12 protein-coding genes and 1 pseudogene are annotated in these 15,869 nt (G+C 52.6%); all 13 read right to left on the bottom strand.

All coding sequences use genetic code 11. The annotated features are described in order from the left end of the window. Nucleotides 1–290: 290 nt before the first annotated feature. Nucleotides 291–1,556: an L-lactate MFS transporter gene (locus DB847_RS03455; protein WP_199911700.1), complete on the bottom strand. Its 1,266-nt coding sequence runs from the start codon at nt 1,554–1,556 to the stop codon at nt 291–293. Between the two features lie 671 nt (nt 1,557–2,227). After that, entirely contained in the window at nt 2,228–4,372 is a 2,145-nt protein-coding gene (gene fdhF / locus DB847_RS03450) for a formate dehydrogenase subunit alpha (RefSeq protein WP_108649460.1), read from the bottom strand. A gap of 25 nt (nt 4,373–4,397) precedes the next feature. Next, the gene (locus tag DB847_RS03445; protein ID WP_108649459.1) at nt 4,398–4,946 is read right to left on the bottom strand and encodes a 4Fe-4S dicluster domain-containing protein; all 549 of its coding nucleotides are present in this window, start codon (nt 4,944–4,946) and stop codon (nt 4,398–4,400) included. Nucleotides 4,947–5,190: 244 nt separating this feature from the next. Continuing rightward, entirely contained in the window at nt 5,191–5,649 is a 459-nt protein-coding gene (gene hycI, locus DB847_RS03440; RefSeq protein ID WP_108649458.1) for a hydrogenase maturation peptidase HycI, read from the bottom strand. Then, complete coding sequence (locus DB847_RS03435; protein ID WP_108649457.1) at nt 5,646–6,080, bottom strand: formate hydrogenlyase maturation HycH family protein; 435 nt, start codon at nt 6,078–6,080, stop codon at nt 5,646–5,648. The genes hycI and DB847_RS03435 overlap by 4 nt, the downstream gene beginning before the upstream one ends. After that, nucleotides 6,067–6,879, bottom strand: a complete 813-nt coding sequence (locus DB847_RS03430; protein WP_108649456.1) for an NADH-quinone oxidoreductase subunit B family protein — start codon at nt 6,877–6,879, stop codon at nt 6,067–6,069. The genes DB847_RS03435 and DB847_RS03430 overlap by 14 nt, the downstream gene beginning before the upstream one ends. Then, complete coding sequence (locus DB847_RS03425) at nt 6,876–7,424, bottom strand: formate hydrogenlyase complex iron-sulfur subunit (protein ID WP_108649455.1); 549 nt, start codon at nt 7,422–7,424, stop codon at nt 6,876–6,878. The genes DB847_RS03430 and DB847_RS03425 overlap by 4 nt, the downstream gene beginning before the upstream one ends. Before the next feature lie 9 nt (nt 7,425–7,433). Then, the gene (locus DB847_RS03420; RefSeq protein ID WP_108649454.1) at nt 7,434–9,173 is read right to left on the bottom strand and encodes a hydrogenase large subunit; all 1,740 of its coding nucleotides are present in this window, start codon (nt 9,171–9,173) and stop codon (nt 7,434–7,436) included. 15 nt (nt 9,174–9,188) lie between these two features. Next, nucleotides 9,189–10,763: a hydrogenase 4 subunit F gene (locus DB847_RS03415; RefSeq protein WP_108649453.1), complete on the bottom strand. Its 1,575-nt coding sequence runs from the start codon at nt 10,761–10,763 to the stop codon at nt 9,189–9,191. Nucleotides 10,764–10,771: 8 nt separating this feature from the next. After that, nucleotides 10,772–11,416, bottom strand: a complete 645-nt coding sequence (hyfE, locus tag DB847_RS03410; protein ID WP_108649452.1) for a hydrogenase 4 membrane subunit — start codon at nt 11,414–11,416, stop codon at nt 10,772–10,774. Nucleotides 11,417–11,428: 12 nt separating this feature from the next. Further along, nucleotides 11,429–12,870: pseudogene (locus tag DB847_RS03405) on the bottom strand (hydrogenase 4 subunit D). Nucleotides 12,871–12,888: 18 nt separating this feature from the next. Then, nucleotides 12,889–13,842, bottom strand: a complete 954-nt coding sequence (locus DB847_RS03400) for a respiratory chain complex I subunit 1 family protein (protein WP_108649451.1) — start codon at nt 13,840–13,842, stop codon at nt 12,889–12,891. Continuing rightward, nucleotides 13,842–15,869, bottom strand: a complete 2,028-nt coding sequence (gene hyfB, locus DB847_RS03395) for a hydrogenase 4 subunit B (protein ID WP_108649450.1) — start codon at nt 15,867–15,869, stop codon at nt 13,842–13,844. The genes DB847_RS03400 and hyfB overlap by 1 nt, the downstream gene beginning before the upstream one ends.

Raw genomic sequence — 15,869 nt, 5'->3', positions numbered from 1 at the left:
ATCTCTTCGGAGTTAAATACAAAAAAACAACAAAAAACGATAGGCTCGTTTAATATCTGTGAACAATCTCACACAGAACAGGCCTGTGCAGCTCAAACTTTAGCCTAAGGCGCAACATGTTACCCCAGGGGGTGGGGCCGACACAAGTTGAATCAAAAATTGATAACAGGGCAAATCCAAAGGCTCAACCCGGATCACCAGGGGGTGTAACTTCCGTCATAAATGGGAAGTTCCGTAACGATCGGTTCGATCGCTACGGAAAAATCAGACTCGCTAGCGCTGGCGCTCCACTAGCTTTGGGTCAACCGGGAGCTGCTTCCCGCAAGACTGGCACGGGACTTTTTCATGCTGTGGCGCATCCGCAGCGAGATCAGGAACGCGATAACCAGCAGCCCCATGAAGGCATAGAGTGCATCATAGTAGCTTCCGGTGAACTGGCGGGTATAGGCGATCAGAATAGGCCCCACCAGACCAGCCGCGGCCCAGGCGGTCAGGATATAACCATGAATCACCCCCGCCTGGCGGGTACCGAAAATATCACCTATATAGGCCGGAACCAGCGAGAATCCACCACCATAGCAGGACAGAACAATAAATACCGCAAGCTGGAACACCCAGGGATTATGGGTCTTGGTCAGGGTATAGAAACAGACCAGCTGGATCACAAAAAACAGTGAATAGACCCATGGTCTGCTCAGATAGTCAGAGACAGATGCCCAGAAGAAACGCCCTACCCCGTTGAAGATGCTCATGATCATTACCATGGCGGCGGCGGCCCCCATGGAGAGCCCTATGACATCCCGCCCCATAAACTTAGCAACCGAGATCAAGGCAATCCCACAACAAACATTGATGAACAGCATCAGCCACAGGTAGTAAAAACGCGGACGTCTGAGCGCATCGATCGCCTTGATATTTTCCAGATCTGGCTTGATCGATTTTGATTTACCACCGGCCTTGCATGGCACAGTCCACTCTTTCGGTGGAGCCGCTAAAAAGCGCGAAGAGATAAAGATCAGCACAAAATAGATGACCCCAAGCCACATCAGCTGGCTGGCGATATCGGTGATCCCGAAGGCAGGCAGGACGCTGCGCAATACAAAAATCTCAATGACGGCACCGAATCCAAAACCCATCACCGTCAGGCCCATTGCCAGCCCGCGCTTGTCCGGAAACCACTTCAGCAGGGTCGAAACCGGGGTGATATATCCCAGACCGATCCCCGCTCCACCAATCACCCCATAGGTCAGGTACAGAGCCCACAGATTATGAGATCTGAGTGCAAACCCGGCACCTATCAGACCGATTCCGAACAAGATTGCAGATAACAGACCCGTGAACTTTGGTCCCCTGCTCTCAACGATCCGTCCCATGAATGCCGCAGCTAATCCAAGGCAGCAGATCGCAATGGAGAAGGTTACAGTTATATCCCCTAATCCCCAGTTGCACTGAGGTTGATTTTTTATCGCAACTGCAATTTGGCTCCAGGCATAGATAGAGCCAATTGAAATATGAATACCCACTGCGCAAAAGGCTAAAAGCCACCTGTTTTTCACTTGATGTTCCCCTATAGATTAATAAAAATATATAAATTAGCTAAGATAAGTTTATCCCACGCGCTGTTTCGATAGTTTTATTACAATTCAATAGCGATAAACTTACTTTCTAAAACATGAACTGACATATGAAAAGACAACGCCGGCGCATTATTACTAATAATTCAACGGGGCAGATTTATAACACAGACATTTAAAATGAATCAACACAGAAACAAAATATTAATTGTTACCGATGTAACATATAAAATATTTAGTCATACTGGATTAAAAATCGAAATACTTCATCATAAACATGAAGAATATAAAGTAATTATCCTTACGCAGGTTAATTAACTTTAAAGATAAAGTTAATATAAAACAAATGCATATATTAATGACTAAGCAATAAATTTATAAATCACCTGTCAATTAAATGACCTTAGGGTAGCATGATGTATTGATATTGCTCGCCGTTGGATATAAGAACACAGATAACTCTGAGCTTTATCCGGTCGAACATCTATGATGCATAGATAAATGCAAAAACATAACAAGAAACAGCGAGAAATAAATCGGGTTTGCAGGTGGTGGATTCAGTATCAGTGTGAAAAACTCTTTGGGAAAGAGTGGGACATAGGAAGCTACAGGAAGGAAAGAAGGCTTCCCCTGAGCAGGGGAAGCCTTAAATGTTATGCGTTCGCTACATGATTCTTCAGGCGACGTTTCATATCACTGTACTCTGTCTGTACGTAATTTTCAGCCGAAGCCTGATCTTCAATCTGCTCGATTTTCACCGCACAGAACTTATACTCAGGGGTCTTAGAGATAGGATCCACATGCTCAATGGTCAGCTCGTTACAAGCACCGATCCACCATTGATAGGTCATGTAAACCACACCCTTGTTCACCCGGTCATTAAAGTTCGCACGCGTGATAACCTTACCGCGGCGCGAGGAGATCCAGACCAACTGCTGATCCTCAACACCCAGAGCCTTACCATCATCAGGATGGATCTGCACATAACCCGGCTCATCGGCCAGAGTCTGTAGCGCGGCACAGTTACCCGTCATCGAGCGGCAGGAGTAGTGACCCACTTCACGCACGGTAGACAGCACCAGAGGATACTCCTCATCCGGCTGCTCATGCGGTGGACGCCAGTCGGCGGCGATCAGCTGTCCCTTACCCGATGGAGTGGTGAACTTGTTTCCTTCAAACAGGAAGGAGGTTCCCGGATGATCGTCGGTTGGGCATGGCCACTGAACCGATTTCAAGCCTTCCATCTTCTCGTAGGACGCACCTGCATACTTAGGACACAGACCCCGCAACTCATCCCAGATCTCCTGGGTGTTGTTGTAGGACATCTGGTAACCCAGTTTCTGAGCCAGCAGGCAGAAGATCTCCCAGTCAGGCTTCACATTCGGTGGTGGAGTCACCGCCTTGCTAAAGCGCTGGAAACCACGGTCCGCAGAGCTGTAAACGCCTTCATGTTCACCCCAGCTGGTCGCCGGGAAGATTACATCCGCAAACTCAGCAGTCTGAGTCATGAAGATATCCTGAACAATTACCAGCTCCATCTTACGCAGGGTTTCACGCAGCTCGTTCAGATCGGCTTCTGTCTGAGCCGGATCCTCACCAAAGATGTAGAAGGCCTTACACTTACCCTCTTCCACCTTGTGAGTGATCTCGGTCAGCTTGTAGCCCGGCTTCGCAGAAAGTTTAACGCCCCAGGCTTTTTCAAACTTCTCGCGAACCGCATCATCCTCAACCGACTGGTAGCCAGGATAGACATTAGGCAGCATACCCATGTCACAGGTACCCTGAACGTTGTTCTGGCCACGAACCGGACCACAACCCACGCCACGACGGCCAAAGTTACCGGTCAGCAGGGCAAGACCCGCCAAGCCACGCACCACGTCAACCGCCTGACCATACTGGGTCACACCCATGCCCCACAGGATCATCGCTTCAGATGCCTCGGCATAGGTACGGGCAGCCTGACGGATCTCATCGGCCTTCAGTCCGGTGATCTCCTCAACCGACTCAGGAGTATACTTTTCTACAACCTTGCGGAACTCTTCAAAGCCTTCCACATTTTGTTGTACATACGCCTTGTCGTAGAGGTTCTCTTCGATCAGGACATTCGCCAGCGCATTAACCACGGCCATGTTAGAGCCGTTTTTCAGGGCCAGCCACTGATCCGCAACCCGCGCAGTTTCAATCTTACGTGGGTCACAAACAATAACTTTGGCACCCTTAGCGCGTGCTTTCAGAATGTGTCTTGCTACAACCGGGTGAGAGTCAGCCGCGTTGTAACCGAATATGAGTAAGCATTTCGTATCTTGAATTTCGGGAATGGCGTTACTCATGGCACCATTACCTACTGTTGTCTCCAGACCGGAGACTGAGGGAGCGTGTCACACCCTAGCGCAGTGATCGACGTTATTGGTCCCGAAGACCGCCCTCGTGAGTTTTTGCATCACATAGTTGGCTTCATTACCGGGTCCACGGGCAGAGCCTGTGGTGATAATGGCGTCCGGACCATGCTTATCTTTGATCGCCTTCAGTTTATTCGCGGTGAAGTCCAATGCTTCATCCCAGGAGACAGCTTCAAGAGCGGAATCCTTGGTGCGACGAATCATCGGCTGTTTTAGGCGTGGAGTCAGTAAGTTGGTATCGTTGAGAAAGTCCCAGCCATAATAGCCTTTAAGACAAAGCTGGCTTTCATTGGTGCGGCCATTCGCAGGCTCCGCAGCCACCACCTTGTCATTCTCGACAACCAACTTCAGTTTGCACCCCGTTCCACAATAGGGGCAAACAGTTGTGATTTTTTTCATAGCAATCTGTCGAATAGTTGTTAAATCAGAGAGATGGGATCAGCGAAGCACTCAGTGCCGCCGCTTCTCGCTTCTGTCTGCTGGTTTCATTCAAGGTTTCTGGTTCAATGATCTTGATCGCGCTAGTCGGACAAACCTGCATACAAGCGGGTCCCTCTGCACGGTGATTACACAAATCACATTTCAATGCCTGAGACACAGGAACACGGCGCTTAAACAGCCCTGTCGCCTTCTCGTCCTCAACCATTTTAGTCACAACATTCATCGCACCATAAGGACAGGCAATGACACAGGTCTTACAGCCAATACAGCGTGACTGAATCACTTTAACCTGATTATCCTCATGGATGATAGCGTTATTAGGGCAAACCTGAGCACAGGGAGCATCATCACACTGGCGACACATGATAGGTGTTGTCGTCTGAGCATTTTGCACCAGCGACAAGCGTGGTGAAAAATCTGATGGATCTAAGCCAGCCAGTGAGCTGTCTTCCTGGTGTGAGATCACACAAGTGACTTCACAGGTTCGACACCCAATACACAAATTTGGATCTGCAAAAACAAACCGGTTCATGGTGTATCCCTTGTTCATGTCGATACATCGAAGCCCATGACTGCGACTTCGACAGATTAACAAGCATATATCATGCCAACTATTACCAGTGACGATATATGAAAGCAATGTATTGAATTTTAAGACTAAATGAGAAAAAACCCGGCTTTCACCGGGTCTGTTGATTCCCCTGACAGCGCGCTTCGACATCTTTCGTCAAAAGTGTCGGCAGACTAAGCGCCGTCGGTCGTCACTTAGCCTGGCACTAGCAGTGCTCAAAGCCTCCACCCCCCTGCCAGCCGGGTAAACGGCTATACAGGGTCTCGACGGCGCTCTGTACCATCTCGGTCAATGGAGCAGAGAAAGCAACGATCGCGGGCTGGATCCCGACAAAGATCACCTCGGGAACGAAGGTCTTGAGCTCATCAATGAGAAAGTTAAGCGGCAGACTATGGGTCGACACCACATACATATCGGCAATGGTCTCGGGATCGATGATCCGGATCTCTCCGGCCTTCTCACCTATATCTGCCGCATCCACCACCAACACTCGCTGTGGCTGCTCAGCCCGGATGAGATGCAGGCAGTCTTCGGGCATCGCCCCTCCCTCCATCACTTCCCATCCTTCGACAGGCTGCTCTTTCATCATCTTGGCCAGCAGGGGGCCAGCACCATCATCCCCCATCATGCTGTTGCCCACAGTGAGAACAATCTGCTTGCTCATTTGCCACCCCGGATCATCAGATACATGGTGGGTTCACGATGAATCGCTCCCAGCGCATCGATAAAACCCTTAGTGAGCTGCCTGGAGATCTCACTCTGGGAGTCCTGTGGGATCGCATCAAAGGCACAGGCAAGCATATGGATATGCTCGGGATAGATGGTGATCTCACCAAACATCAGGAAGCCATGCATCTTACGATAGGCCTCACTCTCTTTATCCAGCCCCTCGATCCACTCAAGGTACTCCTGGCCCTGACACTCAAGCACAGAATTCAGACAGTCGACAATCCCCAGGTGATGACCGATCGCCAGGCTGTAATACATGATCTGCTTGGCTTCATCGGGTACATCATAGTTTTCATCAACAAACTTGCGGCTCAGGCTATAAAAATAGACTTTACCGGCAAGGTGTCTGGAATCACTTGCAGCCATTACAGGGAGCTCCACTCTGACCGGTTAAAGCGGTCATGGTTTTACCAAGCAACAGGTGAACTATCTCGCTCAGGCGCGGATCATCCTTCGCCTTCAGATACTCACCCACCTTTTGATCTACAGTCTCTGAGGTGCTGTCAGCCAGGACCTCCATCAGCTCATCCGCAATATCCTGACCCTGACGATAACCAGCCAGCAAACGAGCCTCGGTCTCAATCATCACCTTGATATCCTGAGGGATCCCGGTGTGCTTGAGACTCGCACGCTCAGCCTCTGGCTCGTGGTCCTTAGCCTTGAGCTTCTGATCCAGAAGACCCAGAGCCACCGCAAAGCCATAAATGGTAGCAGCCGGGGTTGGAGGACAACCCGGAATATACACATCCACAGGAACAATCTTGTCGGTGCCACTCCATACGCAGTAGAGGTCGTGGAAGATCCCGCCATCACAACCACAGGCGCCATAGGAAACCACGATCTTAGGATCGGGCGCCGCCTCATAGGCACGCAGCGCCGGAGCTCGCATCGCACGGGTCACCGCACCGGTAAACAGCAGAATGTCCGCATGGCGTGGAGAAGCGACCACCTTGATGCCGAATCGCTCGGTGTCAAAAATGGGGGTGGTTGCCGCAAAGATCTCGATCTCACAGGCGTTACAGCCACCACAGTCAACCCGGTAAACATAGGCCGAGCGCTTGATCTCCTTGAGCAGGGTCCCTTTCAGCTTGGCGCTATTAGGATCCAGGACTAGGGGTTCGGTCTGGGTATGATCGGAACCTACCAGCTGTTTTATTCCTTTCACATATCCTCCTCAAGATGACGCTGATGACAGATATTCTCGCCGTCGAGCATGTTGTCAGCCCTGCGGCAGGCTGGACAGGTTTGCAGCTGCTGGAGACTCATCTCCAGCTGATCCTCTGACAGACCTGCATGCTTGAGGGTATCCAGCACATAATCCAGCAGTTTTTGGGCAACAAACGGCGTACCACAGTTGACGCAGTCAGCCAGCTTAAACACGGCTTCCTCGTAGAGGTCCGCCTTGTTGGTCACGGCCAGCTCAAAGTTCGGCGACAACTTAATCGCCTTGGTTGGGCATACCTCTTCACAGCGACCACAATAGATGCAGCGCGCCGTCGACAGCTCCCAGCGACGAGTCCCGGCCTTGGCATCGGTCTCCATCACCAGTGCGTTGGCCGGGCAAGCCCGGGCACAGGCCGCACAGGAGATACACTGAGAGGCTTCCAGCTCAGGCTTACCACGAAAGTCCGGGGCGATCTCGATCGGAGCAAAAGGATACTTTTCAGTACAGGCTCCGGTTTTGATAACGGTTTTTAAAAGCTTAAACACACATCCCCCTTATAGCTTCAGTGGTGAGTTCTTGCGGTTAACACTGTACTGCTCAATCGCCTTGTAAGGGATGGTTTTGCTGCGCTTCTTCTTGGTATCGACAATGGTGACCCGGTCGGTACAGGAGTAACATGGATCCAGGCTGCCGATGATCAATGGTGCGTCGGCAACCTGGTTGCCACGCAGCATGTAACGCAGTGGAGGCCAGTTCGCATAGGTCGCGGCGCGGGCACGCCAGCGATACAGCTTCTGGTTATCTCCCAGCATGCTCCAGTGCATGTTTTCACCACGCGGTGCCTCGGTATAGCCCAGGGCATATTTGTTCGGCACATATTCAAAGTCTTCGGTAAGGATCGGACCTTCCGGAAGATTAGTCAGACCATGCTCAACGATGTTCAGAGAATCATAGGTCTCACGAACCCGAACCAGCACTCGCCCTTTCACATCACCTGAGTTCTCATATTGCAGCTCCATCGGAACTTCGCCATAAGACTCGAAGCTGGACGCATAGTTGGTACGAACATCGCGCTGGAATCCGCTGGCGCGAACCACAGGACCAACCGGGCTATAGTCACGGGCAACATCCTGAGCCAGGATCCCGACACCAGCGATACGGCTTTCGAGGTTAGGAGTCGCCAGCAACATCTCTACCAACTCGCTGTAGGCCTGGCGAACCTCACGCACCACGGCGATCCCCTTGAGTCGCTGCTCCTTAAGGATATCGCGACGCACCCCACCAATGAGGTTCATGCCGTAAGTTTTACGGGCACCGGTCAGGATCTCTGCCAGCTCCATGGTCTTTTCACGAACCCGGAAGAACTGCATAAAGCCTGAGTCAAAGCCGATAAAGTGACTCGACAGGCCAATGTTCAGCATGTGGCTGTGCAGGCGCTCAACCTCAAGCAGTATGGTCCGGATCATCTTGGCACGCTCAGGAACCTGAACCTGCAGTGCGGTCTCAACACTGTTGCTGTAGCCAACGCTGTGAGTAAAGCCACAGATGCCGCAAATACGGTCGGTCAGGAAGGTGACCTCGTTATAACCCATACGGGTTTCAGCCAGCTTCTCCATGCCACGGTGGACATAGAACATCCGGTAGTCCGCATCCACAATATCTTCACCATCGACAAACAGCCGGAAGTGACCCGGCTCATCTGAGGTGATATGCAGAGGGCCGACAGGAACAATACTGTTGCTATCATCACCGAGCTGGTTATCAAACTCGTATGTTTCGGTCTCTGTGGTGGGTGCAGGACGCTGACGGTAATCCATCGCATCCTTACGCAGTGGATGCAGATCTTCGGGCCAGTCATCGGGCAGTACCAGTCGACGCTCATCGGGCAAGCCAACAGGACGCAAGCCATACATGTCGCGAATCTCACGCTCACCCCAGACCGCAGCCGGGATCTTAGGCGTGACAGAGACAAACTCAAGGCTGTTCGCATCTACCAGCACCTTGATGGTGACAAAGCACTTTTGCGCCTGGCCTTCCATCGACAGGGCGTGATACACCCCATAATAGCCGTTGAGACTACGCTCATCGTTGGCAAAAGAGACGGTCAGCCAACCGCCCTGGTCGTGATACAACCAGCACATCACCTCCATCAGGGAGGTCATTTTAACTGTGACTGTCACCTGGTTATCAGCCTGCCACTCCTCATCAAGAATGGCGGATGGGAAGTAATGGCGAATCCCCTCAACGTAGTTCTTACCTGGTCGTTGTTGGGAATTTTGTTCAAACGTTTCCATTCAACATTCTCTCTATCAATGCGTTAGGGGAGTAATATTTGCAGCTGTTGAAGCCGTCTGCCATGGCAGATTCAGGCTCTCAAGCACACTGTGACCCGGATTATTGGTCACCACCTGGGCTGCACTATCCAGACCATGCAGCACGACCTCAGGGATATGAGTTCCCATGACCAGCATCAGCAGGATCAGCACCACCAGAGGCACCACGGTCAGGACGTTCACTTCACCCTTCTCTACATGCTCAGGCGCCTTACCCAGCACACAGCTGGCAACCAGGCGCGCCAAACCGGCCAATACCACGGTCAGTACCAGCAGCAATACAATTGTCAGCACCGGATGATGAGTGAAAATACCTGAACACACAATCAAAAACTCACTGATGAACAGGTTAAACGGCGGAACACCACCCAGCGCCAGGGCTCCGGCACCGAACATGATCCCGGTCCAGGGAGCAACCCGAACCACACCCTTGATGATGCTGATATCCCGGGTCCCGTACTTGAGCATCACGTTACCGGCACCACAGAACATCAGGGTCTTGCCCAGACTGTGGTTGATCACATGCAGCATCGCCGCAAAGATCCCAAGTGGCCCCAGGGCAACCGCAAAGGTAATCAGACCCATGTTCTCCACACTGGAGTAAGCCAGCAGGCGCTTCACATCCCGCTGAACCAGGATAAAGAAGGCAGCAACAGCTACCGACAGCAGACCGAAGCCAAGCAGGATGTTGCGGGTAAACTCACTGCCCAACACCTCAGAGTCGATAATGAAATGGCGCAGGATCACCAGCAGGGCACAGTTCAGAAGACCGGCCGACAGCAGTGCACTCACAGGGCTTGGCGCCTCAGAGTGTGCATCTGGCAGCCAGGTGTGCATAGGGAACAGGCCGACCTTGGTCCCAAAGCCGATCACTATGAATACAAAAGCGATCTGCATCAGTGCCGGATCCAGCAGCTTGGCATGATCCCGCACCACACTCCACAACAGAGCCTGGGATGGGTCGTTGAATACCGCCGCCGCATTCGCATAGGTCAGCACAGTGCCGAACAGGCCGAATGCCACCCCGATGCTACACAGCATGATGTACTTCCAGGCCCCTTCCAGAGAGGAGCGCTGACAGTAGAGGCCAACCAGGAACACAGAGCTGATGGTGGTAGCTTCGATCGCCACCCACATCAGGATCAGGTTGTTAGACACCACGGATACCAGCATGGTGGTCAGGAACAGGTTAAACAGCCCATAGAACAAGCTAACCTGACGGCTGCTCATCTCACCATGTTTATGCTCATGCCCGATATAGCCCAGGGAGTGGATCCCCGTCATCAGGGCAACGATACTGAGTACCGCCATAAACAGGGCCGACAGGCTATCGAGCATCAGCCACTTCCCGGGGGAGTAGAGAGCACCATGCTTGAATACACTCAGCGCCAGCATCATCGACAGAACAAACACCACCACAATACTGATGGTATGAGCCGTGATAGCGAAGCGATGGCCATTGTTGCCTTTTTGAGCTGAACAAGCCAACCCAATCAATGCTGCGACAAAAGGCACGCCGAGCAAATAGGGATATAACGTACTAAATGACATCATGCCTCTTAACCTTTCAACATTTTGAGTTGTTTGACATCCAGGGTGTTAAGCTTGGAGAAGATCAAACGGGCCAAAATAATCATCACGATCACCGCGAAAATCGCATCCACAGTGATTCCGATCTCCATCAGGTGTGGCGCCTTGTGAGCCAGCAGCCCCAGCATCAGCGAAGAACCATTCTCCATCAGGCAGTAACCAAATACCTGCTTGAGGATGTTGCGCTGGCAAACGATGCACAAAAGCCCCATGAAGAAGTGGCCAAGCGAGACCGCCAGTACCGGCTTAAGATCGGCAACCATAGGCAGCTTCACTGCCTGCACCGCATGCAGACATACCACCACGATCACCGCGGTAATCAGTGCGATCACGGCCACCGGTAGCAGAGGCTTCTCCGCCGCAGGATCCTGCATCTTGCCAAACTGCCAGTAGAGAATCGCCGGCAATACGACCACCTTGGTGATAAAGGCGGTAATAGACCACTCATACAGAGACTCGGCGCCATAGCGGTAGGCGATGGCACAAAACACTCCAATCAACACCAGTGACTGAAGCGAATAAAGGCAGGCTGCGGTTTTCGCCTTGCGCGCCACTATCACAAAAAATGAGGTGACGATCAGCAAACCTGCCAGGTTGTTTATCAGTAAATCCATCGTTCAGCTTCCTTAGTTGAGCCACGCAGAAGCGATGACACTTGAGAACAGGGACATCACGATCAGTACAATCAGTACCAGCTTCATCGACATAGGAACCGGTGAAGCGTTACGTACCTCTTCAGATGGCTCGCCCACCACAGTCTTACCGAACCAGTACAGCAACCAGGCGAAGCTGGCTACAGACTCAACCAGAGCCAGGATCAGCAGTGGTGTCAGCCAGTGATGCGCAGATGAGATATCAAAACCTGCGACAAACAGCGGGAACTTACTGAAGAAACCGTTGAACGGTGGTACACCTGAAATAGCCATCGCGGCCACACAGAAGCCAACCCCCAGCAGAGGTGACTTGCGGATAATCCCTTGAGCTGAGGCAGCATCCGGGTACCACAGGTATAGCTCAGGGTACCGGCAACCAGGAAGAACAGGCTCTTGGCAAAGGCGTGGTTAAAGATGTAGTAGATACCACTCTTAAGCGCCAGATCAGAACTATCCGTATGGAACACCGACAGAGACAGCGCCAGGAAGATATAGGCCAGCTGAGCAATGGTCGAGTAAGCCAGCAGACGCTTCATATCTTTTTGTGGCAGGTACATCATGAAGCCATAGATCATGGTAACCATGGCACCTATGATGCCGACAACCCCCACGATCTCAGGGATCTGACCACCGGACAGCAGGGCCCGGGCAAAGATATACACACCCACTTTAACCATGGATGCCGCGTGCAGGTAGGCACTGACAGGAGTCGGTGCATTCATCGCATCCGGCAGCCACATATGCATAGGTAGCTGAGCCGACTTACCCCAGGCCGCAAACATGATGCCGAAGATCACGATCATCTTGAATACAGGAGAGAGGCCGGCAATCGCGGTCAGTTCGAAGGTTCCGGTCTGGGTAAACAGCACAGCCGCCGCCAGGAACAGACCCAGTGAAGCGATGTGCGTCACGATCAGAGCCTTCAGAGCCGAGCGGAAGGCGATCGGCTTCTGGTAGTAGCTGATCAGCGACCAGGAACAGGCACCAGTGATCTCGAAGAACAGCAGTTGACCCAGGATGGTGGATGAGAGCACCAGGCCCGCCATCGCACCGATAAAGATCAGCAGGAACGCATAATAACGTGGCGCCCCTTCTCCCGGGTGCTCCTTGTTCCCCATGCTCATATAGCCCAGGGAGTAGAGTGTGACGATAAGTCCCAGGGCGACAACCGCCAGGGCGATCAGGGTGCTGACCTTATCTATGGTCAGACCGAAGATCAGAACCTTACCGATCGACAGCAGTGGAATCGAGGTCGCAACCCCACCCTGCTGGAAGAAGCTGTAGGCCAGTGCAAAGGTACCCAGAGTAGCCAATGCAGCAAACAGCTGACAAACCCATTTCGCGGACTGTTTCGGGACCGCAATGGTGATGAGGGCACCAATAAAAGGCACCAATATGGTAAATAACCCAATCATTTCCATATTCTTTTGCCCCTATGAGCCAATTACAAAGAACGCCAGTGCCAGGATTGCAAAAGCAAATGCAGACCAGGTCAGGCGATGGACTTTCAAGAAGCGCACACGGGCCATACTGTTTTCAACCCAACCGCACAGCAGCAGCACTACCACCATTTTGATAAACAGGATCACCGCCGCCAGAGCCAAACTTCCCAGGCTCAGCTCAGTTGCCTTACCCCAGGGAATAAAGATCGCCAGGAACAGCTGTGCCACAATCAGTTTCTTCAGCCCCAGGCCCAGCTCCATCATCGCAAGACCAGAACCAGAGTACTCAGTGATAGGACCTTCCTGCAGCTCCTGCTCGGCTTCGGCGCTATCGAAAGGCAGTCGGCCCATCTCGACAAACACGGCGAATCCACAGGCGATACCCGCCAGCAGAGTCACAACCGGCCACTGGAAGAAGTGAGTCACCATACCTTCACTGATGTAACCCAGATCCGTCGAGCCAACGACAATCGCCATCACGAAGATAGAGAGCAGGAAGATAGGCTCAACCAGAACACCCAGGGTCAGCTCACGACCACTACCGATTCCACCAAACATGCTGTTGGAGTCGATCCCCGACAGCGAGAAGAAGAAGCGGAAGATCGCCAGCAGATAGATGTCGGTGATCACATCACCGGCAATCGGGAAAGGTGAGGTTTGCGTGATGGTTGGCAGTGCCATTCCGATCAGCAGCATGGTCACCACCAGCACCCAGGGGGTGATCCAGAAGATCATCCCGGCATTTGCCGGAGCGACCGACTGGCGGCGTAACAGCTTGATGATGTCCCGGTAATCCTGCAGGACACCAGGTCCTTTCCGGGAGTGCATCTTAGCGCGGATCACCCGCGAGAAGCCGGTCGCCAGGGGCGCCAGCAGTAACATCAACAGAGCCTGGATAATCGCTAATGCAATCCATCCGGCGCTCGGCATTTCAAGTGCGTGCATTAGCTAACTCCTGATAAGAAAGGAAGGAAAAGCAAAAACAGCAGAGCGATCACTATGTACAGGCTGTAGATCCGAAAATCCCCCGCCTGTAACCAGCTGATTCCCCGGCTAACCCCCAGTGCAGCCCGACAGACCGGCTGAACCAGGTAACGGTCAAACATAGGCTCAACCCATGCCGCTCCCGCAGTGCTACCCGCCAGAACCTTGCTCATCCAGCCACTTGGATCAAGCTGCTCACGCAGACGATACAGAGGTGCAAACATCAGACGAACCGGCTGTACCAGGCCAGAAGAGTTTACTGTCATACGCTGCTCGTAAGCGTAACCACAGGCCCATGGATCGCCCTGATGACGTCGCTGCAGCTTGTGTCCACGGAAAGCCGAGAAAATAGCAGCAGGAACAACCAGCAGAACCAGCAGGCTGATGGTGATGACCGGCGTCGACAAAATCGCCTGGGAAGCACTCACGGGATGCAGAGACATGCCGGTAGCGACCTGGATTGAAGCCGTCTGGGTCAGGGTGCTGGCGATGCTCGCAATGAATGGCGCAATCCAGGGAGAGCCGATTCCCAGCACCAGACACAGCGCCGCCAGAAACAGCATGGAAACCACCATGGGCCAGCCCACCTCTTTGGCATTTGCCGCCGCCTCAGATTTAGGAGCACCACCAAAGCACAAACCATAAACCTTCACAAAACACAGACAAGCCAGAGCACCGGTAATCGCTAGCATCACCATGGCAATCGGACCAGTGATCATAGTGATGGTCGTACCATGTTTGCTCATGGAGAACAGCGACTGATAGATAAACCACTCACTGACAAAACCGTTGAGAGGAGGCAGTGCTGCAAGGGACAAAACCGCGATCAGGAAGGCAAATGCAGTGAATGGCATCCGCTTACCCAGGCCGCCCATCTTATCCATATCCTTGGTGTGCAGGCGGAAAATTACAGATCCAGCCCCAAGGAACGCCAGTCCCTTGAAGACCGCATGGTTAAGCAGGTGATACAGAGCACCCAGCATACCCAGGGCTGCCAGTACCGGATGGTTGTTCGCCACTCCGATCATGCCAACACCAACACCCATCAGGATGATCCCAACGTTTTCTACCGTCGAGTAGGCCAGCAGGCGCTTCATGTCATTTTCAGCCAGGGCATACAGAACCCCGAGCACTGCAGATACGGCGCCGAATGCCAGCACCAGGTAGCCCCACCAGGCCTGGGTCGCACCCAGGAATACCAGGCCAACCTTGATGATCCCGAAGATACCAATCTTCACCATCACGCCCGACATCAGTGCCGAACCGTGAGAAGGGGCCGCCGGGTGAGCCTGAGGCAACCAGCCGTGCAGCAGGATCATCCCCGCCTTGGCGCCAAAGCCAAAGAATGCCAGCAGGAAGATGACCGAAGACTCCCAGGCGGGAAGATTCAGGTGGCTGAATGAGGAGAAGTTCAGGGAGCCCGAAGCACGATATAGCATGAAAAACGCTATCATGATCAGCACCGAGCCGGCGTGAGCGATGAAGAAATACTGCATCCCCGCGCGAACACTCTTGTCACTCTGCTCAGCCAGCACCAGGAAGTAGGAAGCCAGAGACATCATCTCGAAGAAGACGATGAAGTAAAAAGCGTTGTCTGAAACCACCAGGGCAACCATGGAGGCCACAAACAGGTTCAGGAAGAAGCTGATGGCCCAGCCGCCCTTTCCTTCATACTCTGTCATATAAAGCAAAGAGTAGATAGACGCCGCCAGCACTATCAGTGAGATCACCAGTACCATCAGGGCTGCAAGCAGATCCATGTTGATGGTGAAATCAGCAAAATAGAAGGGACTCGGCAAAGAGGTGCTAATCACCTTTCCGGTCAGGATCACTGCACCCGAAGAGATGACCCCCAGGACTGCGCCTATGGCTGCAATCCAGCCCGAGAGGTTAACCGCAGGCTTTTCCCACGAGCTGCCACACAGGGAGATCAGGCTGGCCAGCAGGTAACACCCAACGGAGAAGGCTAATAATAAAATGGGATTCAT

The sequence above is a fragment of the Dongshaea marina genome, assembly GCF_003072645.1.
Taxonomy (GTDB): Bacteria; Pseudomonadota; Gammaproteobacteria; order Enterobacterales; family Aeromonadaceae; genus Dongshaea; species Dongshaea marina.
Note: the sequence above shows the minus strand (reverse complement) of the source record. Positions and strands in the feature narration are given on the sequence as shown.